21 protein-coding genes and 1 tRNA gene are annotated in these 22716 nt (G+C 64.9%); 8 read left to right on the top strand and 14 right to left on the bottom strand.

Annotated elements, in window-relative coordinates:
- Positions 1-5: 5 nt before the first annotated feature.
- On the bottom strand, positions 6-1700 hold the full coding sequence (locus tag R3P95_RS06265) for a peptide chain release factor 3 (RefSeq protein WP_317547709.1): 1695 nt from the start codon (positions 1698-1700) through the stop codon (positions 6-8).
- 146 nt (positions 1701-1846) lie between these two features.
- Here R3P95_RS06265 and R3P95_RS06260 point away from each other — a divergent pair, with 146 nt between their 5' ends.
- Positions 1847-3481 (top strand): fatty acyl-AMP ligase, encoded by a 1635-nt coding sequence (locus tag R3P95_RS06260; protein ID WP_149405168.1) that lies wholly within the window; start codon positions 1847-1849, stop codon positions 3479-3481.
- Between the two features lie 94 nt (positions 3482-3575).
- Here the strand turns inward: R3P95_RS06260 and pth are convergent, their stop codons facing one another.
- The 3 genes from pth to R3P95_RS06245 all read right to left on the bottom strand — a co-directional run bounded on the left by pth (position 3576) and on the right by R3P95_RS06245 (position 5767).
- Positions 3576-4178 (bottom strand): aminoacyl-tRNA hydrolase, encoded by a 603-nt coding sequence (gene pth / locus R3P95_RS06255; protein WP_317547708.1) that lies wholly within the window; start codon positions 4176-4178, stop codon positions 3576-3578.
- A gap of 90 nt (positions 4179-4268) precedes the next feature.
- Positions 4269-4946: a 50S ribosomal protein L25/general stress protein Ctc gene (locus tag R3P95_RS06250; RefSeq protein ID WP_317532641.1), complete on the bottom strand. Its 678-nt coding sequence runs from the start codon at positions 4944-4946 to the stop codon at positions 4269-4271.
- Between the two features lie 242 nt (positions 4947-5188).
- Positions 5189-5767, bottom strand: coding sequence for a TetR/AcrR family transcriptional regulator (locus tag R3P95_RS06245; RefSeq protein WP_317547707.1), 579 nt, complete (start codon positions 5765-5767; stop codon positions 5189-5191).
- A 73-nt stretch (positions 5768-5840) separates the two neighbouring features.
- On the opposite strand from R3P95_RS06245, the gene R3P95_RS06240 reads away from it, so the two are divergent.
- A complete protein-coding gene (locus R3P95_RS06240; protein WP_317547706.1) occupies positions 5841-6776 on the top strand; it encodes a DMT family transporter in 936 nt (311 codons plus the stop codon).
- Here the strand turns inward: R3P95_RS06240 and R3P95_RS06235 are convergent.
- Positions 6719-7888 (bottom strand): aminotransferase class V-fold PLP-dependent enzyme, encoded by a 1170-nt coding sequence (locus R3P95_RS06235; RefSeq protein WP_317547705.1) that lies wholly within the window; start codon positions 7886-7888, stop codon positions 6719-6721. The genes R3P95_RS06240 and R3P95_RS06235 overlap by 58 nt on opposite strands.
- 147 nt (positions 7889-8035) lie before the next feature.
- Between R3P95_RS06235 and egtA the strand changes: the two genes are divergently transcribed.
- From egtA to egtD, 4 genes are read left to right on the top strand one after another with little or no spacing between them, the layout of a single operon-like run.
- Complete coding sequence (egtA, locus tag R3P95_RS06230; protein WP_317547704.1) at positions 8036-9292, top strand: ergothioneine biosynthesis glutamate--cysteine ligase EgtA; 1257 nt, start codon at positions 8036-8038, stop codon at positions 9290-9292.
- Positions 9289-10593 carry an ergothioneine biosynthesis protein EgtB gene (gene egtB / locus R3P95_RS06225; protein ID WP_317547703.1) on the top strand — a complete coding sequence of 435 codons (1305 nt, stop codon included), beginning with the start codon at positions 9289-9291 and terminating at the stop codon, positions 10591-10593. The genes egtA and egtB overlap by 4 nt, the downstream gene beginning before the upstream one ends.
- Positions 10594-11334 (top strand): ergothioneine biosynthesis protein EgtC, encoded by a 741-nt coding sequence (egtC, locus tag R3P95_RS06220; protein WP_317547702.1) that lies wholly within the window; start codon positions 10594-10596, stop codon positions 11332-11334.
- A 10-nt stretch (positions 11335-11344) separates the two neighbouring features.
- A complete protein-coding gene (gene egtD, locus R3P95_RS06215; RefSeq protein ID WP_317547701.1) occupies positions 11345-12313 on the top strand; it encodes an L-histidine N(alpha)-methyltransferase in 969 nt (322 codons plus the stop codon).
- Positions 12314-12417: 104 nt separating this feature from the next.
- On the opposite strand, the gene R3P95_RS06210 is transcribed toward egtD, so the two are convergent.
- The 9 genes from R3P95_RS06210 to R3P95_RS06170 all read right to left on the bottom strand — a co-directional run bounded on the left by R3P95_RS06210 (position 12418) and on the right by R3P95_RS06170 (position 20956).
- Positions 12418-13275: a DUF559 domain-containing protein gene (locus R3P95_RS06210; protein ID WP_317547700.1), complete on the bottom strand. Its 858-nt coding sequence runs from the start codon at positions 13273-13275 to the stop codon at positions 12418-12420.
- Positions 13276-13479: 204 nt separating this feature from the next.
- Positions 13480-14859, bottom strand: a complete 1380-nt coding sequence (locus R3P95_RS06205) for an ABC transporter permease (RefSeq protein ID WP_317547699.1) — start codon at positions 14857-14859, stop codon at positions 13480-13482.
- Positions 14856-15608 carry an ABC transporter ATP-binding protein gene (locus R3P95_RS06200; protein ID WP_300520976.1) on the bottom strand — a complete coding sequence of 251 codons (753 nt, stop codon included), beginning with the start codon at positions 15606-15608 and terminating at the stop codon, positions 14856-14858. Before R3P95_RS06200 ends, R3P95_RS06205 begins: the two co-directional genes overlap by 4 nt.
- A 96-nt stretch (positions 15609-15704) precedes the next feature.
- Positions 15705-16364, bottom strand: coding sequence for a response regulator (locus tag R3P95_RS06195; RefSeq protein WP_068049838.1), 660 nt, complete (start codon positions 16362-16364; stop codon positions 15705-15707).
- Positions 16364-17560 carry a sensor histidine kinase gene (locus R3P95_RS06190; protein WP_317547697.1) on the bottom strand — a complete coding sequence of 399 codons (1197 nt, stop codon included), beginning with the start codon at positions 17558-17560 and terminating at the stop codon, positions 16364-16366. Before R3P95_RS06190 ends, R3P95_RS06195 begins: the two co-directional genes overlap by 1 nt.
- Before the next feature lie 18 nt (positions 17561-17578).
- Positions 17579-18208: a hypothetical protein gene (locus R3P95_RS06185; protein ID WP_231893907.1), complete on the bottom strand. Its 630-nt coding sequence runs from the start codon at positions 18206-18208 to the stop codon at positions 17579-17581.
- Between the two features lie 172 nt (positions 18209-18380).
- The gene (locus tag R3P95_RS06180) at positions 18381-19364 is read right to left on the bottom strand and encodes a ribose-phosphate diphosphokinase (RefSeq protein WP_121870612.1); all 984 of its coding nucleotides are present in this window, start codon (positions 19362-19364) and stop codon (positions 18381-18383) included.
- Positions 19361-20833: a bifunctional UDP-N-acetylglucosamine diphosphorylase/glucosamine-1-phosphate N-acetyltransferase GlmU gene (glmU, locus tag R3P95_RS06175; protein ID WP_317547696.1), complete on the bottom strand. Its 1473-nt coding sequence runs from the start codon at positions 20831-20833 to the stop codon at positions 19361-19363. The genes R3P95_RS06180 and glmU overlap by 4 nt, the downstream gene beginning before the upstream one ends.
- 52 nt (positions 20834-20885) lie before the next feature.
- A tRNA-Gln gene (locus tag R3P95_RS06170) sits at positions 20886-20956 on the bottom strand.
- A gap of 287 nt (positions 20957-21243) precedes the next feature.
- Between R3P95_RS06170 and R3P95_RS06165 the strand changes: the two genes are divergently transcribed.
- Together R3P95_RS06165 and R3P95_RS06160 are read left to right on the top strand one after the other, a co-directional pair.
- A complete protein-coding gene (locus R3P95_RS06165) occupies positions 21244-21882 on the top strand; it encodes a TetR/AcrR family transcriptional regulator (protein WP_094613864.1) in 639 nt (212 codons plus the stop codon).
- A 189-nt stretch (positions 21883-22071) separates the two neighbouring features.
- Positions 22072-22716 carry a ScbR family autoregulator-binding transcription factor gene (locus R3P95_RS06160; RefSeq protein ID WP_149405181.1) on the top strand — a complete coding sequence of 215 codons (645 nt, stop codon included), beginning with the start codon at positions 22072-22074 and terminating at the stop codon, positions 22714-22716.

Raw genomic sequence — 22716 nt, 5'->3', positions numbered from 1 at the left:
GGTTGCTACTGATCACCCGCGGCGACGAGCGGTTCGAGGGTCAGCTCGGGCATTTCCTTCTGGATGTACTGCAGACGCCACTTGTCGCTCACCAGTGCCAACAACGCGCCGTCGGTGCGAGTGAAGACCTCGACACCGCGTTGGCGACCCAGTTCGACGGCCGAGGCTGCATCGGTGCGTCGAGCAAGTGAGTATCCGAGCGGTTCCATCCGAGCGTCGACGCCGAACTCGGTCTTCATGCGTGCGGTGACCACCTCGAACTGCATGGGCCCGACGGCAGCGAGCACGGGGGACGCGTCGCCGCGAATGTCGTTGCGCAGCACCTGAACGACGCCCTCGGAATCGAGTTGCTCGACGGCGCGGCGGAACTTCTTGTACTTGTCGGCGCTGTCGACGCGCAGTGCCGAGAAGTGCTCGGGTGCGAACGACGGAATGGGCGGGAACTCGACCTTCTTGTCGGTGTAGAGCGTGTGCCCCGGGGCGAGCGCGGTCGCGTTGACCAGGCCGACGATGTCTCCCGGGTAGGCGTTCTCGACGGTCGTACGATCGCGACCGAACACCGTCAACGCGTACTTGGTGGTGAACGGCTTCTTGGTTTGCGAGTGGGTGACGACCATGCCGCGCTCGAACACTCCGGACACCACGCGCATGAATGCCAGTCGGTCGCGGTGCGCGGTGTCCATGCCCGCCTGCACCTTGAACACGACGGCGCTGAACGGGTCGGTGACCTCGCGTACGCCGCCGGAGACGTCGTCACGCGGGCCGGGTGACGGCGCGAGGGCCACGAGGGTGTCGAGAATCTGCCGGACGCCGAAGTTGAGCATCGCGGAGCCGAAGATCACCGGCGACGTCTGGCCGGCCAGGAACATCTCCTGATCGTGCTGTTGACCGCTCGAGATCAGTAGATCGCGCTCCTCGACGGCGGTGTCCCAGTCGACGCCCTCACGTTCGGCGGCGGCCTCGGCCGTCATGAATTCCTCGGGAGCGATGGTCGCGCCACCGGCGGTGCGGGTGAATCGGATGTAGCTGCCGTCCTGCACGTCGAGCAGGCCGCGGAAATCACCGGCGATCCCGACTGGCCAGTAGAGAGGCGTCGGCGTCAGGCCGATTCGCGACTCGATCTCGTCGAGCAGCTCGAGCGGCGACTGGCCCGGGCGGTCCCACTTGTTGATGACGGTGATGACCGGGATGCCGAACTGCCGGCACACCTGGAAAAGCTTGAGGGTCTGCGGTTCGAGTCCCTTGGCGGCGTCGATGAGCATCACGGCCGCGTCGACGGCGGTCAGCACGCGGTAGGTGTCCTCGGAGAAGTCGGCGTGGCCGGGGGTGTCGACGAGGTTGATGACGTTGGTGATCTCGGCGTCGGGTGAGGTCTGGTAATTGAACTGCAGCGCAGTCGAACTCACCGAGATACCGCGAGCCTTCTCCATCTCCATCCAGTCGGAGACGGTGGAGCGGCGGCCGGCCTTGCCGTGGATGGCACCGGCCTCGGAGATGACACGTGCATGCAGGGCCAGGGCTTCGGTGAGCGTCGACTTACCGGCGTCGGGGTGCGAGATCACCGCGAATGTTCGACGCCTCGCGACCTCGGTCTCGAGCTCTTTGGCCTGGCCGCGGGTGGTTCCGGACTCGTCGAGCGCAGCCGGTCCGGACCCTTCGAGCGTTGCGTCGACGTCGGGGGTGCTGGACGGGGTACTCACGAAGACCTCATTCTCGTAGCAAGGGCGGCACCGAAAGAGTGGCCGGGGCAAAATCAAAGGATACGCGGCCCGTTGTTCCCCTCGGTCGGGGCGGGAGTGCCTACTGTGAACGGTAGGCCGGGAGATCCCTCACGAGGAGACGTGCGTTGAGCAAGTTCACCGAAGAGATGTTCGAGACCGCGAGCACCAGCAAGCACGGTCTGGTGACCGGCGAGCCCGACGAGGCGCTTCGGCAGTCCTGGGGTGAGATCCACGAGCAGGCGCGGCGAATGGCCGGGGCTCTGGCCGACGCAGGCGTCGAACACGGGGACGCGATCGGGATTCTGGCCGGTCAGCCGGTGGACATAGCGCCGGCGTGCCAGGCGACGTGGATGCGCGGGGGATCGGTGACGATGCTGCACCAGCCCACTCCGCGGACCGACCTCGCCGTCTGGGGCGAGGACACCGAGACCGTCGTGCGGATGATCGAGGCCAAGGCCGTGATTCTCGGGGCACCGTTCGACATCGCCGCACCCGTGCTCGAAGAGCGCGGCATCACCGTGCTGAAGATCGAGGACATGAAGACCGGTCGCGATATCGATCCGGTGCCGACGGCCGAGTCCGACATCGCGCTGCAGCAACTGACGTCCGGCTCGACCGGTTCGCCGAAGGCCGTGCGGATCACGCACGAGAACTTCTACGTCAATGCCTACGCCATGATCGATCGCATCGAATTCGATGTCGATTCCGATGTGATGGTCAGCTGGTTGCCACTGTTCCACGACATGGGGATGGTGGGCTTTCTGTCGGTGCCGATGCAGGTCGGCGCCGAGGTCGTCAGCATCACTCCACTGGACTTCCTGCGCTCGCCGCTGTTGTGGGCCAAGCTGATTCACAAGTACCGCGGAACCGTCACCGCAGCACCGAACTTCGCGTACTCGCTGCTGGCCCGGCGGCTGCGTCAGGCCGAGGACGATCTGGATCTCGATCTGTCAACTCTGCGCTATGCCTGGAACGGAGCCGAGCCGGTCGACCCGGACACCATGATCGCGCTCGCCGAGGCCGGGGCCCCGTACAAGCTCAACCCACTCGCTCTGGCTCCGGTCTACGGAATGGCGGAAACGACTCTCGCAGTGTCGATTCCGGATCCCGATCAGGGACAGGTGATCGATGTGGTCGACGCGGACCTGCTCGAGACCCTCGGTCGCGCCGTCCCGTCGACCCGCGGCAACACCCGTTCCCTCGCGACGCTCGGCAAGTTCGTTCCCGGATTGGAGGGACGCGTCGTCGACAAGGAGGGGCAGGTGCTCACTGCCCGCGGCGTGGGCATCATCGAGGTGCGGGGCAAGGCCGTCACGCCCGGCTACATCACCGTCGAAGGACCGGTGTCGACGCTCGACGCTGACGGTTGGCTCGATACCGGCGACGTCGGCTACATCACCGAGGACGAACTGGTGGTCGTCTGCGGACGTATCAAGGACGTCATCATCATGGGTGGTCGCAACATCTATCCCACCGACATCGAACGGGCCGCGGGCACTGTTGCCGGTGTGCGGCCGGGCAATGCCGTCGCCATCCGGCTCGATGCCGGTGAGAAGCGCGAAAGCTTTGCTGTGGCAGTCGAAACCAACGACATCGACAAGCCGGACGAGGTCAAACGCATCGAACGGGAAGTGATCCACGCGGTGCACTCGGAGGTGGGTGTGCGACCGCGAACCGTTGCGGTGTTGGGGCCGGGCAGCATTCCGAAGACGTCGAGCGGCAAACTGCGACGGGCGAATTCGGCGTCGCTACTGAACTGACACGAACGGCGGGGACCTCACACCCTTTGTGTGGGGTGCGCGCGTGTGCTCGGACGCGAGAACAGGCGCGCACCTCACAACAGGGGTGTGAGGTTCAGCGCGGGTGCACCCGATTCTGCGCCGCTTCCAGTCCGGCAGAGAGCAGCAGTTCCGCGGCGTCCGCGGCTTCCTCGACGACGATGCCGAGATCCTTGCGTTCGGCTGCCGAGAACGGCTTGAGCACGAACGACGCCGGATCCATTCGGCCCGGGGGCCGCCCGACTCCGACGCGCACGCGCAGGTAGTCCTTGGTGCTCAGGTGCTGGGAGATCGAGCGGAGTCCGTTGTGGCCGCCCTCGCCGCCGCCGAGTTTGAGTCGCAGAGCACCGAAGTCGATGTCCAGCTCGTCGTGCACCACCACGATGTTCGCCGGTTCGATCGAGAAGAAACGCGCCAACGCAGCCACCGGCTGGCCCGAGAGATTCATGAACGTCCGCGGCTTGGCGATGATCACCGAGCGAGAACCGAGGCGGGCCTGGACGACGTCGGAGTTGGACTTCTTGTGCGAGGAGAACGCCCCGCCGATGCGTCCGGCAAGGGCGTCGGCGACCATGAAACCGACGTTGTGGCGGGTCTTTTCGTACTGTGGGCCGGGGTTGCCGAGGCCGACGATCAGGGCATGCGCTGTACTTTCGGCACTCACGGGGTCAACACTCACGCTCGTCATTGTCGCATCACGCCTTCGAAACGAACGACGCGCTGTTCCCGGTGTGGGAGCAGCGCGTCGTACGCGGTCGGTGGAGCGAGATCAGCTGTCGCTGTCCTTGCTCTCCTCGTCGTCCGAATCCTCGTGGCTCTCGGCCTCTTCCTGAGTTTCGGCCTCGCCCTCTTCGGTGATCGGCTCGGTGCCTTCGCCGTCGGCTTCGAGCTCTTCCTCGGACGGTGCCTCGACGACGTTGACGAGCAGCTGCTCGGGGTCGGACATCAGGGTGACGCCCTCGGGCAGCTCGACGTCCTTTGCGTAGTACTGAGTGTCGATCTGGTTGTCCTCGACGGAGATGACGAAGTTCTCCGGGATCTCCAGGGCGTCGGCCTCGATCTCGATGTACGTGGAGTCGGTGACGACCAGGGTGCCGGGCGCTGCATCGCCTTCGACGATGATGTTGACCTCGACGGTGACGCGCTCGCCCTTCTTCAGGACGAGGAGGTCGGCGTGCTCGATGCTGCGACGGATCGGGTGCACGACGATCGACTTGGTCAGCGCCAGCTGCGACTTGCCGTCGATGTCGAGGGTCAGCACGGCGTTGGTGCCGTCGTTACGCAGCACGGCTGCGAACGCGCGAGCGTCGAGCGCGAGGTGCTGGGGATCGGTAGCGTGTCCGTACAGAACGGCGGGAACGAGGCCGTCGCGACGGGTGCGGCGGGCAGCGCCCTTGCCGAATTCGGTGCGGACGAGCGCGGTGAGATTGTTTACCTTCGATGCCATGGTGCTGGATGCTCCTGATAAATGTGGTTCGTGCGGCGTACTTCGTCGGGCGGTCAAGCTCGTCGGGGCGGACACGAACGAGCGCGGCCAACGGGGCCGAGCCGCGTCGATAACGGTGGATCCGGAACTATTCGGATCTACCCTCGCCGAGACAACCTGGGAAACAATACACGACCACGTCACGTGCGTGGAAGCTCGACCCCTGCTACGAGCCCGCAGTGGAGCCGGCGTAACGACCGCAGTTACTGACGTGCACCTGCGAGCGCAGCGAGCAGATCCGACGCGATGCCCCGCGCGACCACGATGGCGTCATCGCGAGCTCCTGCCGTCCCCATGACCACCGCGCCCTCGTGCAGCACCGACAGTCGGGTTCCCAGCTGTTCGGCATCGGGGTATCCGGCTTCGGTGGCCAGTCGCGCGAACAACGATCTGGTCCAGGCTTTCTCGGACTCGATGATCGCGAGCACCGGGCTGTCGGTGCCGCCGAACTCGGCGAAGGCGTTGACGAATCCGCAGCCGCGATAGTTGTCGCGCATCCAGACGTCCAGGGCGTCGTACACCCCGAGGATGCGGGCGTCGCCGGGTTCGAGGGCATCGACGAATTCCGTCACGTGATCGCACCACAGAGCGTATCGACGGGTGAGGTACCGCTGTACCAGGCCGTCCTTGGATCCGAATCGGTCGTACAGGGTCTTCTTCGTGGTGCCTGCCTCCTCCGCGATCAGGTCGACTCCGACGGCTCGAATGCCGCGGGCGTAGAACAGCTCGCTGGCGACGGCGAGGATGCGTTCTCCGGCGGGGGTGAGGGGCTTGTCGAGCATGGTTGCCTTCCGGAAGCGCTGGTGAGAAGCAGGTGCACTGCAAGTATACAGACCTGTGTGTTTACATCACAGCATGAAAGCGAATGTCGACGCCGTCGCAGGTACGGCACTGGTGGTGCTGTGGAGTTCGGGCTTCATCGGAGCCGAACTCGGAACGGCCGAAGCGCCCGCCCACACACTGCTGGCCTGGCGTTATGTCGCGGCTGCGGTTCTACTGATCGTCTGGTGCCGATATCGCAGGCTGACCCCCACCTGGCGCGCCATCCGAATCCACGCGGTCCTCGGCCTCTTCTGTCAGTTCCTCTACCTCGGTGCCACGATCACCGGGATCGGTATGGGTGTGCCACCGGGAGTCGCCGCATTGATCGCCGCACTTCAGCCGCTGGTCGTCGCGACGGCGTCGAGCAGGATCTTCGCCGAACGCGTCGGAGGACGGCAGAGTCTGGGACTCGTCGTCGGCATCGCAGGTGTCTCGCTGGTGGTGCTGGGGGACCTGTCCGGTGCCGACCTCGCCTGGCTCGTCTATCTACTACCGGCGGCCGGGATGCTGGCTCTGTCGATGGGCACGATCGGTCAACGAGTGCTGGCACCGAAGGAGCCGATCGCGCTGGCGATGGCCATCCAATGTTCTATCAGCGCAGCCGGTTTCATGACATGGAGCGCGTTGGCCGGTGATGTCGCACCGCCCATGACGATGGGCTTCTGGGCAGCTGTCGCGTGGACGGTCGTGCTCTCGACTTTCGGTGCGTACGGCGCGTACCTGTTCGTGGTGCGTCGCAACGGGCCCACCCGCGCCAGTGTGTTGCTCTACCTGACCCCGCCGACGACGATGCTGTGGGCCTGGCTCATGTTCGACGACGCGATCACCTGGCTCGGACTCGGTGGGCTGGTGATCTCGGCAATCGGTGTGGCCCTCTACGTGTACGGAACGTCGACCCCTGCTACGAAGTGTCACTCACCTGCGAGCGCAGCGAGCATCGTGTCCAGTTCGGCGAACGTGACGAAATAGTGGGGAGATGCACGCACGACCGCGTCGAGCCCCCGGCCGGTCATGTCCAGGCGGGTCGAGCTGCGGTGGCTGACGGTCACGGTCACCCCGCGCTCCCCGAGTCGGTCGCGCACGGCCACGGGATCTTCGCCGTCCACGGTGAACGAGACGATGCCGTTCTTGCGGTCGCCGAGGTCGTGCACGGTCACTCCGGGGATCTTCCGGAGCCCGGCCCGCAGGTATTCGGCACGTTCGACAACGGCTTCCTCGACCTGGTCGACGCCGAGCTCGAGGAGATAGTCGACGGCCGCCCCGAGCGCGAGTCTGGCCGCGACGTCGCATTCCCAGAACTCGAATCGTGTGGCATCGTCGGCCATTCGGTACGTCTGTCGGTCGACCCATTGAGCGCTGTGCAGGTCGAGGGCCGGCGGATGCAGCGTCGACGCCAATCCCGGTCGCAGATAGAGGAAGCCGGTTCCGCGGGGGCCGCGCAGCCATTTGCGGCCGGTGGCCGAGAGGGCATCGACTCCCAATTCCTCGACGTCGATGCGCATCTGCCCGATGGACTGGCAGGCGTCGAGCAGGACCAGTGCGCCGTGGCGGTGCGCGAGATCGGTAACGGCACGGGCCGGATTGATCAGTCCGCCGTTGGTTGGGGCGTGCACCACCGAGACCAGTTTCACCCGGTCGTCGAGCATCGATTCCAGTGCGTGTACGTCGATGCGTCCCGATTCGTCACTCGGGACGATCTCCACCGTTGCGCCGGTGACCTCGGCGCGGTGGAGGGCGGAGATCGCGTTGCTGGCGTATTCGGCCTCGCACAGCAGTATTCGGTCACCGGGGGACAGCGGCACCGAGTAGAAGAAGTCTGTCCAGGCCCGGGTCGCAGAATCGCTCAATGCGATGCTCGACGCCGGGGCTCCGATCAAGGTTCCGATCGAGGTCTTGACCGCGGCGAGATCATCGAGTCGTTCGTTCGCGGCCCGGTAGCCACCGATTTCCGCTTCCCGGCGCAGGTGCGCGATCGCGGTATCGAGGACGACGCTCGGAGGTAGAGACGATCCGGCGCTGTCGAGAAAGACCCGGCCCGACGCACCGGGGGTGTCGCGTCGAATGCGGTCGTGATCGAGCATCGGTCGTCCTTTCGGTAGCGAACTCTCGGGCACCAGAGTTCCACAATCGGTAGCCTCGATCAGACGAGGGATCGCGGCGTTTTCGATCCCCGCTGCTGGGTACGTACTCCGAGCGGAGAACGTGTTGAGTGCGGAAAGAAGGAATGAGTGTCGTCCAACGAGAAGTCTCTCGGGCTGAGCTCGCGCCCGGCAGCAGAGGCATATGTATCGAAGGTGTGTTTCAAGCTGGGGCCACCGGCTCTCATCGGTGCCGAACTCGAGTGGCTCACCGCCCTCGACGACGGAACGCGTCCGACCCTCCCAGCTCTGGCCGCTGCGCTCGGTGTTCACTCCCCGCGCAGTATCGATCCCGAGTCACCCGCCCTGTCGTTGCCGGGCGGCAGCATCGTCACCGTCGAACCCGGCGGTCAGGTCGAATTGTCCAGTTCGCCTTATCTATCCGTTTCCCAACTCGCACCGATGCTCGACGCCGATGCGCGGCTGCTGCGGGACATTCTCGGTAAGGCCGGCATCGACATCGCGTCCGTTCCGGCCGATACTGCTCGGGCACCCGAACGTCTCCTCGTGCTACCGCGGTACTGCGCGATGGAGAATCGGTTCACCACCATCGGCCCCTTCGGAAAGCTGATGATGTGCAACACCGCAGCGGCTCAAGTGAGCGTCGACGCGGGTCGTGATCGTGCCGAGGTCGCCGCGCGCTGGCACATGCTCCACGTCATCGGTCCTGCCTTCGTGGCTGCGTTCGCTCGCTCTCCCGAACTTTCCGGTGCACCCGCGGGACGCTGGGCATCCCAGCGGATGCGAACCTGGCTCGAACTCGATTCCAGCAGAACGGATTCCAGCAGAACGTCGGTGCCCAACACCGGCGACCCGATCACCGACTACGCACGGTGGGCACTCGACGTTCCGTTGCTCTGCATCCAGGGCGTCACGCAGAACTGGGAAGCGCCGCCGGGTACCACGTTCGCGCAGTGGGTGGACGATCCCGGCATCGTCGGACGCCCGCCGACCTACAGCGATCTCGACTATCACCTGACCACCCTGTTCCCTCAGGTGCGCGCCTGCGGGCACTTCGAGATTCGCTATCTCGACGCGCAACCGGACGGGCAGTGGGTGGTTCCGGCGGCGGCGTTCGAGGCGCTGCTGTCCACCCCCGAACTGGTGGCCCGAGCCACCGAGATCGGTGGCGGCACGGCGGGACGGTGGCTCGACGCGGCCCGCGTCGGGCTGGCAGATCGCGAGCTCCGCACAGCCGCAACCGAATTGCTCGACCTCGCAGCGGAGGTCGGTGGCGAGTTCTCCGACCATTTGTCGGCAGCGTCTCGACGATGCAGTGCCGGCGAGCCCCCCAGCGAACTCGACACGGCGGCACGGGAACTTCGGACTCGAAAGGAATCGGTGTGAGCGCCGAACAACTCAGGAGCAGGATAGAAACCGTACTCACGCGCAGCCGAGCCCGCAGTGCGGCGCTCACCGATTGCGTGGACGAGACCGAACTGATGTCGCAGCATTCGCCGTTGATGAGCCCGCTGGTCTGGGATCTCGCCCATATCGGTAGCCAGGAAGAGCTCTGGCTCGTCCGCGATGTCGGTGGACGGGATCCGGTGCGTCCCGACATCGACGAGCTGTACGACGCCTTCAAGCACACTCGTTCCTCGCGTACGTCCCTTCCGCTGCTCACTCCGGACGAGGCGCGCGTCTACGTCCAGACCGTCCGCGACAAGGCCTGGGATGTGCTCGACCACAGCACTTTCGAGGGTAGGCCGGTCGAGAAACATGGCTTCGCGTTCGGCATGATCGCCCAGCACGAGCAGCAACACGACGAGACCATGCTCGCGACCCATCAACTACGTTCGGGACCTGCGGTTCTGACCGCTCCTGCGCCTCCCAGTTCGGTCACACCGGTGTCGGGCGAGGCCGTCATCGCCGGTGGATCGTTCTCGATGGGGACCTCGCTCGATCCGTGGGCTCTCGACAACGAGCGACCGGCCCACACGGTGCACGTACCGACGTTCGCCATCGACCGGGCCCCGATCACCAACGCGCAGTTCATGGACTTCATTGCCGACGGCGGTTACGAACGCCGCGAGTTGTGGACCGACAAGGGGTGGCAGCATCGCGTCGACGCGAACCTGACCGCGCCGCAGTTCTGGGAGTCCGACTCCGACGGCACCTGGTGGCGTCGGAGTTTCGGAGTGCGCCGTCCGGTGCGACCGCATCAGCCCGTCGTGCACGTGTGTTGGTTCGAGGCCGACGCCTACGCGCGGTGGGCAGGCAAGCGTCTGCCGACGGAGGCGGAATGGGAGAAGGCTGCGCGATTCGACGCCGAGACCCGCTCCAGCAACGCCTACCCGTGGGGCGACGCCGAACCCACTGCGGCACATGCCAATTTGAATCAACGGCATCTGGAACCGGCAGACGTCGGCGCGTATCCCGACGGTGCCTCTGCAGCAGGCGTGCACCAACTCATCGGTGACGTGTGGGAGTGGACCTCCTCCGATTTCGAGCCGTACCCCGGCTTCGAGGCCTTCCCGTACGCCGAGTACTCCGAGGTGTTTCTCCGCGGCGACTACAAGGTGTTGCGCGGCGGGTCGTTCGGCACCGACGAGGTGGCGTGCCGGGGCACGTTCCGTAACTGGGACCACCCGATCCGCCGTCAGATCTTCAGTGGATTCCGGTTGGCCCGCGACGTCGAGTCCAGCTGAATGTGCCGTCATCTCGGGTATCTCGGCCCCTGCACGTCCGTCGGGGGAGTGCTCACCGAAGGTGAACACAGTCTGCGTGTGCAGGCGTATGCCCCCAGCGACATGCGCGGCGGCGGCACCATCAACGCCGACGGATTCGGTGTCGCATGGTGGGACGGCGACGCAGCGGTGCACAGCTACCGCAATCCCATGCCCATCTGGACCGATCCGGCGGTGGACGATGTTCTGCCGCAGATCGATTCGACGTCGGTGATCGCGGCGGTGCGATCGGCGACCGTGGGAATGCCGGTGGAGCGCACCGCCTGCGCCCCCTTCACCGACGGCCGTTGGGCATTCAGCCACAACGGTGTGGTGTTCGGCTGGCCGCAGTCGATGGCCGACCTGTGGTCGGAGGTGCCGCACGTCGACGCGCTCGCATTACCTGCGCCGACCGATGCCGCCGCTCTGTGGGTCGTGCTGCAGAACCTGCTGCGCACCCACGATCCCGAGTCGGCACTGCGCATGCTGGTCGGCAGGGTTCTCGCAACCTCGCCCAAGGCGCGCTTGAATTTTCTGCTGTCGGACGGCGAGAGCATGTACGCCACGGCGGTGCATCATTCGCTGTCGGTTCTGCGGACCGAGGATTCGGTGACGATCGCCTCCGAACCCCTCGACGATCGACCCGACTGGATCTTCATCGACGACCGACGGATGGTCGTCGCCACGACAACCGATCTCACCATTTCCAGCCTGGAATCATAAAAGGAGCGTCATGAGCACGGTGGACGTACATTTGGCCGACACAGCATTGCTCGACGAGTTGCGTAAGGACGTGCGGGACGGTCTCACTGCCGACCCGAAGTGGCTCTCGCCCAAGTACTTCTACGACGCACTGGGCAGCGAGCTCTTCGAGCAGATCACGGTGCTGCCGGAGTACTACCCGACGCGTACCGAGCGCGCCCTCCTCGAGGAGCACGCTCTGGACGTCGCGGAAGCAACCGGATCGACGATGTTGATCGAGCTGGGCTCCGGCTCGTCGGAGAAGACGAAAATCCTGCTCTCCGCCGGGGTGAAGCATGGATCGCTCGAAACCTATGTACCGCAGGATGTATCCGTCACGGCCCTCGAAGGTGCCATCGAGCAGATCTCGCACGAGTTCCCGGCGCTCGAGGTGCGCGGCATCGTCAGCGATTTCACCGACACGCTGCACAATCTGCCCAGCGGCCAGGCTCGTACGATTGCATTCCTGGGCGGAACGCTCGGCAACCTGATCCCCGAGGAACGCCGGGAGTTTCTCGGAGCCATCGCCGACGCCCTCGATTCCGGTGAGCACCTGCTGCTCGGTGTCGGCCTGGTGATCGACCCGGACGTGCTCGTTCCGGCGTACGACGACGCCGCAGGAGTGACCGCGAAGTTCAATCGAAACGTGTTGTCGGTGATCAACTCTCGCCTGGGTGGCAACTTCGATCCCGATGCCTTCGAGCATGTCGCGCTGTGGAATGCCGAGCAGGAGTGGATCGAGATGCGGCTACGGGCCAACGCGCCGCAGGAGGTGTACCTCGCCGACCTCGATCTGCACGTGCACTTCGACGCCGGTGAGGACCTGCGCACCGAGATCTCGGCGAAATTCCGGCCGGAGGGCATCACCGAAGAACTCGCTGCGGCGGGATTCGGCGTCGAACATCTCTGGTCCGACGCCGACTCCCGCTTCGCACTCATTCTTGCGCGGAAGGACGGGTAGCGGGTCCGCCGGAGTGGGCACCAGTGCACGCAACGATCGCCGATCGACGGAATTCCGTCGATCGGCGTCGATAGTGCGCAACCCTGCCCGCCGCAGCCGCGTACTCAGGGCAGTCGGCGGTCCGTTGCTGCGATCGACTTCCGACGACGCCGCACCACGGCGATGATTTCGTCCACGACGCGATCGAGGTCGGCAAGCGCCGTGGCCGCCGAGTAGCGGAGCACCAACCATCCATCGAGCACCAACTCGTTCTGGCGTCGACGATCGTTGTTGAACGTGGCGGGATCCGTGTGGAACTCTCGGCCATCGATTTCGACGATCACTCGTGCGGAAAAGTCGACCAGGTCGCCGTAGAACTTCCCGACGCGCGCATTGATCTCCATCGTGAAGTTGCGGGCTGTCAACGCCCGCGCTACCACTCGCTCCGGCTCTGATCGTGTTCTGGGGCAGCACGTTCGAAGCTGCTTCCGGACGGAAGCCATCCCGTGCATTCCCTTTGCCGTGTCACACAGTGCGGCAACCCGTCGCCACGGCAGATGATGGTCGATGGCGTCGTCGAAGAATTTCTCGAGATCGGGCTTTGACAACGAGGTCGCGACGTCGACGAATGTCTGCTCCAGTGACACCACTCGCAGGCCTCGGTGGAGCTGGACCTCGACGAGGCGTCGGCGATGAACTCGAACCCACGGCACCGATCTCGACTGGACGTTCGGGGCCACCGTGACAGAGACGAGTCGCGGTTCGTAATCGATCAGTCCCCACAACCAGGCCGCACTTTCGTGGCTCAACACGGCGTCCGGTTTCCACAGAAGCGCACCGGTGCACAGTCCGAGGTAGTCCGGTTTCTCCGTCGCGTAGACCTTCGGCAGCAGGCGCACGAGCTCCCCCGACCGCGATCGTCTCGAAATGCCGCTCGTACTGAGCCCTTGCGCCACCAATTGCTGCACTGTGTAAACCCCCATGGCTACACCGTTGCGTCTGGGGAGCCTCTGCAACAGTGGCAATCTCGCAATTGTGGATAACTCGATGACGTTATCCACAGGCAGTGCCCGGCAGAGTGGGCACCAGTGCACACAACGATCGCCGATCGACGGAATCCCGTCGATCGGCGGCGATAGTGCGCAACCCTGCCCGGCCGGCATCACCCAGCACTGTCGAACACGAGGCTAGGCATCCGCCAACGCGACCACCGGCGAAATTCGATTCGCCCGTCGTGCCGGAGTCAGTGATGCCCCGAGTGCGAGGAGGCCACCGCACAGCACGGTTCCGGCGATGACGGACCACGGCAGAGTGGGGGCCGTGAGTCCGCGTGAATCCAGTGAGCCGAGCAGCGATTGTGCTGCGGCCCAGCCGTATCCGATGCCGAGGATCAGCCCGAAGCCCATCGAGGCCACCACCATCTGGCTGCTCTCCGAGACGATCATCGACCGAATCTGCTTGCGGGTGAATCCGAGTGCACGCAACAGACCGATCTCCCGGGTGCGCTGCAGAATGCTCAGCAGCAGGTTGTTCACCATCCCGACCGCCGCGATCACGGCCGAGAAGCCGATCAGTCCGGTCATGATTCCCACTGTCACGGTGAGGACCTGGTCGACGGAGGCTTCGTCGAACTCGTTGACGAGCATCGTCCGGTAGCTGTACATCGCGACCGCGAACGTGGTCACCAGCGTCACCCCGATCAGCAATCCCACCGCGGTGCGGGTGCTGCGATCCGGATAGCGAATTGCGTTGGCCGAGGCCAGTCTTGCTGCAGGTCCGCGGCCGAACAGTTTCCCGACCAGCCTCAGCGTTGCGGGCAGAATTCGATAGGCACCGACCATGATGCCGGTGAACGAGGCGACACCGCCGAGGAACGCGACCAGCACACCCGTCGGGTTCACCATCCCGATCAGGATTCCGAGCCCGAGCAGTGCCACTCCGCCGGCGATCAGCACGATCGACATGCCCGTCCTGATTCGACGCGACCGCGGAGCCTCCACTCCCGTGTCCACGGCACCCCCCGTTGCCTGAACAGGAGTCACGTCCAGCACCTTTCGAGACCCGACGTACGACGCGAGGGTCGTCGTCAGCACCACGATGACCACCGGCAGAATCACCAGCGGTTGGACGGACGTGTACTGCACGTCCGGCAGCTGACCGGCCGAGACCGCAACGGCTCGGGCCAGATGACTCGCTCCGACACCGACAACCAAACCGAGTGCACCACCGAACAATCCGACGAGAAAGCCTTCCCTGGCCACCGATCGACGCAGGTCACGCGCCCGTGCACCCAGTAAGCGCAGAAGAGCGATGGTGCGGGTGCGGCCCGCGACGATCGTCGCGAACGTGTTCGAGGTGACCACCGCCGCGACATACAGTGCGAGACCGATGAATACCAGCGCCACGCTGTACAGCGCAGTGACGGCAGCACCGTCGGTATCCCCGAAGATGTCGACCAGAAACGCCGTTGCCTGAATCAACACCACACCGAAGAACGACGCGAGCGAGGTCACCAGAAGACTGGCACCGTGCTCCTTCGACGCCTGAGCCGATGTCAACCCACTCATCGGACGCTCTCCATTCCCAGCATGTAGCTCGAAATTTGTTCCGCACTCGAACGTCCCAGTTCGTTGACGATGTGCCCGTCGGCGAGGAAGACGATGCGATCGGCGTAGCTTGCCGCGATGGGGTCGTGGGTGACCATCACGATCGACTGGCCGTACTCGCGCACCGCCGCGGCGAGTAGGCCGAGAACCTCACGGCCGGTGCGGGAATCGAGGTTGCCGGTGGGTTCGTCGGCGAAGATCAGATGTGGACGGGTCCCCAACGCGCGGGCGATCGCGACGCGCTGCTGCTGCCCACCCGAGAGCTGATGCGGCCGGTGGTTCACCCGCGCCTGCAACCCCAGGGTGTCGATTAGCTGCTCGATCCAGGCCGCCTCCTCGGCGGTGGGTGCACGGCCGTCGAGCTCGAACGGCAGCAGGATGTTGCCCCGAACATCGAGGGTGGGAACGAGATTGAAGGACTGGAAGATGAAGCCGACCTGCTTGCGTCGCAGCGTGGTCAGTGCGTCGTCGTTCGCCGAGGTGATGTCCGCACCGGCCAGCATCAGATGACCCGAGCTGGCGTTGTCCAATCCCGCCATCACATGCATGAGTGTCGATTTGCCGGAACCGGACGGTCCCATGATGGCGGTGAACTGGCCACCGTGAATGTCGAGAGAGACGTTGTCGAGGGCGCTCACCGGATTGGACGAGTCGCCGAAATGTTTGCTGACTTGGAATGCCCGGGCAACAGGGCCTGCTGTGATCGTCATGCCCACAACGCTATGAACTCAGCGGCCCCGAGTAATCAGGCGCGAGTCTCTGCGTCGTACATCTACAGGATGACTTCGGTGTCAGTCCCAAGCAGGTCAAGGCGAGTTGAGTCCGTGCTCGAATGCGTAGACCACCAACTGCACTCTGTCACGCAGGTGCAGCTTGGCGAAGATGCGACTGATGTGCGTTTTCACCGTCGCCTCGCTGAGGAATTCCATCTCGGCGATCTCGGAGTTGCTCAGCCCGCGGGCGGTGAGTCGGAAGAGTTCCTTCTCCCGCGCCGTGAGGGTGGCGAACTCGGCCGGCACCTTCGGCACCACCGGTGTCGGCGTGAAATGCGCCAGCAGACCCGTCGTCGCCGACGCGGCGATCACCGAGTTGCCTGCATGAACCGTCCGGATCGCCGCGAGCAGAAATTCCGGGTCGGCATCCTTGAGTACGAATCCGCTTGCCCCCGAACGAATCGCTCGCGCCGCACTCTCGTCGAGGTCGAACGTCGTCAGCACCAGAATCCGCGGGGGAGTATCGGATCCGGCCACGATCTGCTCGGTCGCGGCGATACCGTCGAGCACAGGCATCCGGACGTCCATGAGCATCACGTCGGGACGTGCCGACGCGGCGAGCTCGACGGCTTCCTTCCCGTTGCCCGCCTCACCGACGAACTCCAGATCGGGCTGCGAGGAGATGAGCATGCGGATGCCCGCGCGGAACAACTGCTGATCGTCGACCAGCGCTACCTTGATTCGATCGGACATCAGCTGATTCCCTTCGTGGATGAGCCGCCTGCAGGAAGCCAGGCTGTCACGGTCCACGACGACCCGTCGCCGGACGCGGTGCACATGCCACCGGCGAGGCTGGCGCGTTCTTTCATACCGGCGATTCCGTGGCCGCCCGATTCCGACGTCGAACGCGCCGAGGGCACGCTGTTGCACACCGTCAGTTCGATGCCGGCGGAGTCGGATTCGATGGTGACGATCACCGGCTTGTCGGGATCGCCGTGACGTAGGGCATTGGTCAGCGATTCCTGCACGATCCGGTAGAGCGCCAGGTGCGCACCGGCACCCAACGACACCGACGTGGTGTCGATCGACGAGTCGATGGTCAGGCCGGTCGCACGCACTTGGTCGAACAGGCGCTCGAGATCGTCGGGGGTGGGGTTCGGGAGATCGCCCTGACTGTGGCGCAGCTGTCCGAGCAACACCCGAACGTCGGACAGCGCCTCGCGCGCGGTGTCGGAGATGGTCGTCAGGGCAGTGTCGACGGCAGCGGGGTCGACGGCGCGCACATAGCGTGCACCGTCGGCCTGCGCGATCACCACGGCGAGCGAATGCGCCACGATGTCGTGCATGTCGCGGGCAATTCTGTTGCGCTCCTGCTCAATTGCCACTTCGTGTTCGGCGCGGGCCTGATGCACTTCGGCGAGCTCACGTGCGTGTGCGGATTCGATGGCGGTGCGCCGGGCATAGGCCAAGCGACCCAGGGCCCAGGACAACCCGAGCATCGCCCACAGGCCGACGAGGAGGAAGGCGAACTGCAGGAGTCGGGGTTCCTGGAAGCCCTCTTCCGTGGCCGGGCCGAACGGATTGCCGTCCACGAACGCCAGGTACAGAGCCGCTATCACGCCACCGGCGACGGCCGAAGCGAGCCCGAGGCGTCGAAGCACGTTGTCGCCGTACGCGGCCGAGCAGTACAGAATCGCGAAGATTGCGATGTCCGCCGAGAGGGGGAGTACCCCGCTGATCATCTGCACGACGGCCAGCACCCAGGCCAGTGCTAACGACAGTCGCGGTGACCGTCGCCGAACTGCCAGCGCGACGCCGAAACCGACCAGGACGCCGAAGCCTGCGGAACCGTACGGGCCGTCCAGCGTGGACGGCATCATGAGCAGAACGAAGACGACGGCGTAGGCGACGTCGAGCACCTGCCGTGAGATCGAACGCTTGCGCAGCACTCGATCAGACTACGTGGATCAGTTGGTGCGGCGACGAGCCTTCTCGAGCGCGGCCAGAGTCGACAGGACAGTGGTGCGCTGCCGTTCGAGATCCTTCATGCGCGCACGTGCCGGCAGGCCCTGAACGCCGTCGAGCGCGCTGATCTGCTCGTCGACGGAGGTGAGCTGGCCGAGCAACTTCTGCACACGGGACTGCAGTTCGATCGCATCGATCCCGGTGACGCCGGCCTGCGACTTCTTCGTCGGTGCCTTCGCGGGCGTTCCGGACGTCGTGGAGGCCGGTGCGTTGCCCGCGGCAGCGGCCCTGGGGCGCAAGGCTTTGCGGACGGCGGCAGGATCGGGCAGCTTCTCGAGCCGAATGCGGTTGAGCACCTCACGCGCATCCCGAGCGGTGACGCGGTACTCGCGCTCCTCCTCGTCCTCGGACGCCAGCGTGCCGCCCAGGGGCCGCAGGCCGTACATCCCGATGAAGTGCTTGGCCTCGTCGATGACGGCTTCCTTCTCGCGGCACAGACCACAGCGCGGCTCGTTTCGGAAGTCCTCGACGCTGTCGGTGCTACCGCACCAGACGCACCCGCCCGGCGTCCATCGGGCAATTCTGACCGTAGTAGTTCCAGCCGGGCCGTGGGGAGAGTCTGCGTCGATCACGACGAGTCATCTTAGGTGACAACGAAACCCGCCCCGCACACCCCCGTCTCGCGAGCTGCAGGTTCCGGTCACGGACGTGACGTAGTTCATGCAGAGCGGACGGAGAGTGGGCGGGGCGGAGTGAAACAGACCCGAAGGTCGGCAGTGGAGCCTGCGGAGTGACCCGAAAAGGCTATGCGCTGCCGTTGAACAAGCTTGTGACGGAGCCGTTTTCGAAGACCTCGCGGATGGTGCGAGCCAGCAGCGGCGCGATCGAGAGCTCGGTCAGCGTTGCGAAGCGCTTCTCGTCGCTGATCGGCAGGGTGTTGGTGACGACGACTTCCTTGGCACCGCAGTTCGCGAGCCGCTCGGCGGCCGGGTGGGACAGAACTCCGTGGGTGGCGGCGATGACGACGTCACCGGCTCCGGCTTCCTTGAGCACCTTCACGGCACCGGCGATGGTGCCGCCGGTGTCGATCATGTCGTCGATGAGGATGCAGGTGCGGCCTTCGACGTCACCGACGACGCGGTTGGACTTGACCTGGTTGGGCACCAACGGGTCACGTGTCTTGTGGATGAACGCCAGCGGCGCACCGTCGAACGAGTCGGCCCACTTCTCGGCGACGCGCACGCGGCCGGAGTCGGGGGAGACCACGGTGATGTGCTCGAGGCTGTAGGTCGCCCGGATGTGATCGGCGAGCTGGCTGTGTGCGTGCATGTGATCGACGGGGCCGTCGAAGAAGCCCTGGATCTGATCGGTGTGCAGGTCGACGGTGATGATGCGGTCGGCACCGGCGGTCTTGAGCAGATCCGCGACCAGACGAGCGGAGATGGGCTCGCGTCCCCGGTGCTTCTTGTCCTGACGCGCGTACGGGTAGAACGGCAGGATCGCGGTGATGCGCTTGGCCGATCCGCGCTTGAGCGCGTCGATCATGATGAGCTGTTCCATCAGCCACGTGTTGAGCGGGAACGGATGCGACTGCAGCACGAAGGCGTCCGATCCGCGGACCGACTCCTCGAAGCGAACGAAGATCTCGCCGTTGGCGAAGTCACGCGCGGTCTGCGGGGTGACGTCGATCCCGAGTTCCTTGGCGACCTGCTCGGCCAACTCCGGATGTGCTCGACCAGAAAACAACATCAGGTTCTTCTGGTTGTCGATCCAATTAGGGGTGGTCACTGCTCTTCGCCGTCCTTTTGTTCTTGCCGATCACGATCTGCGAGCGCCGCTGCTTTCGCAGCTTCGGTTCCGGGCCTGTTGTCGATGACCCAGCCTTCGATATTGCGTTGCTTGCCACCGGAGACGGCCAGCGCGCCGGGAGGAACATCGTCCCGAACCACTGTTCCTGCACCGGTGTAAGCGCCGTCGCCCACATGAACGGGAGCGACGAACGTCGAGTCGGAACCGGTCCGCACATGGGATCCGATTTCCGTGCGGCTCTTGTTGACACCGTCGTAGTTGGCGAAGACGTTGGAGCAACCGATGTTGCTGTGGTCGCCGATCGTGGCATCGCCGACGTAGGTGAGGTGCGGGACCTTGGTGTTGCGGCCGATCGTCGCGTTCTTGGTCTCCACGTAGGCACCGAGTTTGCCGCCCTCGCCCAGGACCGTGCCGGGACGCAGGTAGGTGAACGGTCCGACGGTGGCATCCGGTCCGATCACCGTCTGCTCGGCGTGGGTGCGCACGACCGACGCGCGCTCGCCGATCTCGACGTCACGCAGGGTCGAGTCCGGTCCGACGACCGCGTCGTCGGCGATGTGGGTCTTGCCGTGGAGCTGGACGCCGGGTTCGATGCGGACGTCCGCGCCGAGGGTGACGTCGATGTCGATCCAGGTGGTCGACGGATCGACGACGGTGACGCCGGCCCGCATGTGTCGTTCGACGATGTGACGGTTCAACACGGAGGTGACGTGCGCCAGCTGGACGCGGTCGTTGACGCCCACCACCAGATCGGGATCGGCGAGCTGGGTGCCGTAGACGGCTTTGCCGTCGGCCTTGCTGATCTTGACGACGTCGGTCAGATACAGCTCGTGCTGGGCGTTCGCGGTGCTGAGTTTGCCCAGGGCGGTACGCAGCGCCACGGCGTCGAACGCGTAGACGCCGGAGTTGACCTCACCGATCAGCACCTGAGCCGGGGTGGCGTCGGCGTGCTCGACGATCTCGGCCACCTCGCCGTCGTCGGTGCGGACGATACGGCCGTAGCCGTTCGCATCGTCCGGGACGAAGGTCAGCACCGTGGCGGCAGCGGGCCTGGGGGCGCTCAGGTGCTCGTCGAGCAGAGCTTTGAGAGTATGGCCGTCGAGCAGGGGCACGTCGGCGGCGGTGACGAGGATCGTGCCCTCGAAATCGTCGGGCAGGGCGGCCAGGCCGCACTGCACGGCATGTCCGGTGCCGAGCTGGCGATCCTGGACTGCGGTGTGAATCGTGCGCCCGAAGGTGGCCGCGAGGTCCTGGACGGCCTCGGTCACTCGTTCGCGATCGTGTCCGACGACGGTCACCAGGTGGTCAGGACCCAGGTCGGCGGCCGCGTGGAGGGCATGCGCGAGCATGGTGCGGCCGGCGAGGGGATGCAGAACTTTCGGAGTCTTCGACCGCATTCGGGTACCTGCACCCGCAGCGAGAACGACCACGGCGGTCTGCACAGGCATTGAGCTCCTCAGGCGGTAACGCGAAGACGGTATGCACGAATGATGTTGCTCGCTCCGCCGCCAGGACTCGAACCTGAACTATCTGAACCAAAATCAGAGGTGCTGCCATTACACCACGGCGGATAAACGGCCAGCGGTTTCGCCAGTGGCCGACGAATCGAACGACTCATTCGTTTGCCGCTGCGCTCCCACTGAGCGCAACGATCCTCGCACGCGAGGTGGTGGTGAGTCGAACCGCGATGAAGATTCCGCCCTCCGGGTCGTTCCTGCAGGCTCCACTCCCGCCCTCCGGGTCGTTCCTGCAGGCTCCACTCCCGCAGGGACAAACGGATGGATCGGACATCGTTAGTGTGGGGGAGGCGTCGATTCCGGCGTCGAAAATGCAGGGTCGGTAACGGGAGCGGTTTTCGATGACAGGCGCAGCCTCGGAGCAGGAACGCTCACCTCGGGTCCGAATGACAGGGACGCAGCGGCGCGAGCAGTTGATCGAGGTGGGGCGCACGCTGTTCGCCGAACGCGGGTACGAGGCCGCCTCGGTCGAGGAGATCGCCGGACGAGCGAACGTGTCCAAGCCGGTCGTCTACGAGCACTTCGGCGGTAAGGAAGGTCTCTACGCCGTCATCGTCGATCGGGAGATGTCGACGCTTCTCGGAATGATCACCAAATCACTCGACCTCAATCGCTCACGGATTCGCGTCGAACGCGTCGCACTTGCACTGCTCACCTACATCGAGGACCGCACCGACGGTTTCCGCATTCTCGTGCGCGATTCCCCTGCGGCTGCCGAGGACGGCAAGTACTCGTCGTTGCTCAACGAGGCCATCGGTCGCGTAGGGCACATGCTGGCCGGGGATTTCTCCCGCCGCGGACTCGATCCCGAGTTCGCGCCGATGTACGCCCAGGCGCTGGTCGGAATGGTGTCGATGACGGCGCAGTGGTGGCTCGACGTGCGGACACCGTCGAAAGAAGTGGTTGCGGCGCATGTGGTCAACCTGTGCTGGAACGGGCTGACGAATCTGGAAGCCGACCCTCGATTGACCGAGGAATGAGAACTCGGTTTCGTCTCTTCGCGGTTAAAGAGGGGGTATCGTCCCCTTTGTCGGTCATGAGAGCTGTGTCACACACGGCGTAAGGCTCGATCGGACCGATGCATGTTGGCACGAGACGTAAAGCAAGTCAGTGGTACCGTTCGGGCGTAATTTGCGCAGTGGCAGTTCAGAATTGCGAAGGCGGATCCCATGGTCAGGCAGGCCCGCGCTGAAATAACCCGCGACACCGTGCTCGCGGGCGCAGCGAACGTATTTCTGCGCCTGGGGTACGCGAACGCGAGTCTCAGCGAAATCATCTCTCAGTCCCAGGTCACCAAAGGCGCTCTGTACTTCCACTTCGGTTCCAAGGAAGAACTCGCGCGTGCGGTCATCGACGAGGGCAACGCTCGGCTGACCACTGCGTGCATGCAGTTCAACGACGGTCGCATCCCCGCACTCGAGGCGGCGATCGGCATCTCCTACATCGTCGTCGACCTTTCGGTCAGCGACCCCATGGTCTCGGCCATGCTCCGGCTGAGCCATCAGATCGGCGATTACCGCGGCACCGAGGGCAATGTCATGGCCGGGTGGAGCGAGTCGTTCGACAAGCTCGCCGCCAAGGCCATCGCGCAAGGCGACATCGACCCCAACTCGGACTCGCGCACCATCGGTTCGCTCGTGCTCGAGATCCTGGCCGGCGTGCACATGGTTGCGGTTGCCACCTCCACCACCGAGGAACTGCCGTCGCGCATGGAGCGTCTCTGGTACTACCTTCTCCCGGCTCTGGTCCCCGCCAACAAGCTGGACTACTTCCGCGAATTCGCAGCGCGTCGAGTCATCCGCTTCGGCCCGTAA

This window comes from Rhodococcus cercidiphylli (genome assembly GCF_033042225.1).
GTDB lineage: Bacteria > Actinomycetota > Actinomycetes > Mycobacteriales > Mycobacteriaceae > Rhodococcoides.
Note: the sequence above shows the minus strand (reverse complement) of the source record. Positions and strands in the feature narration are given on the sequence as shown.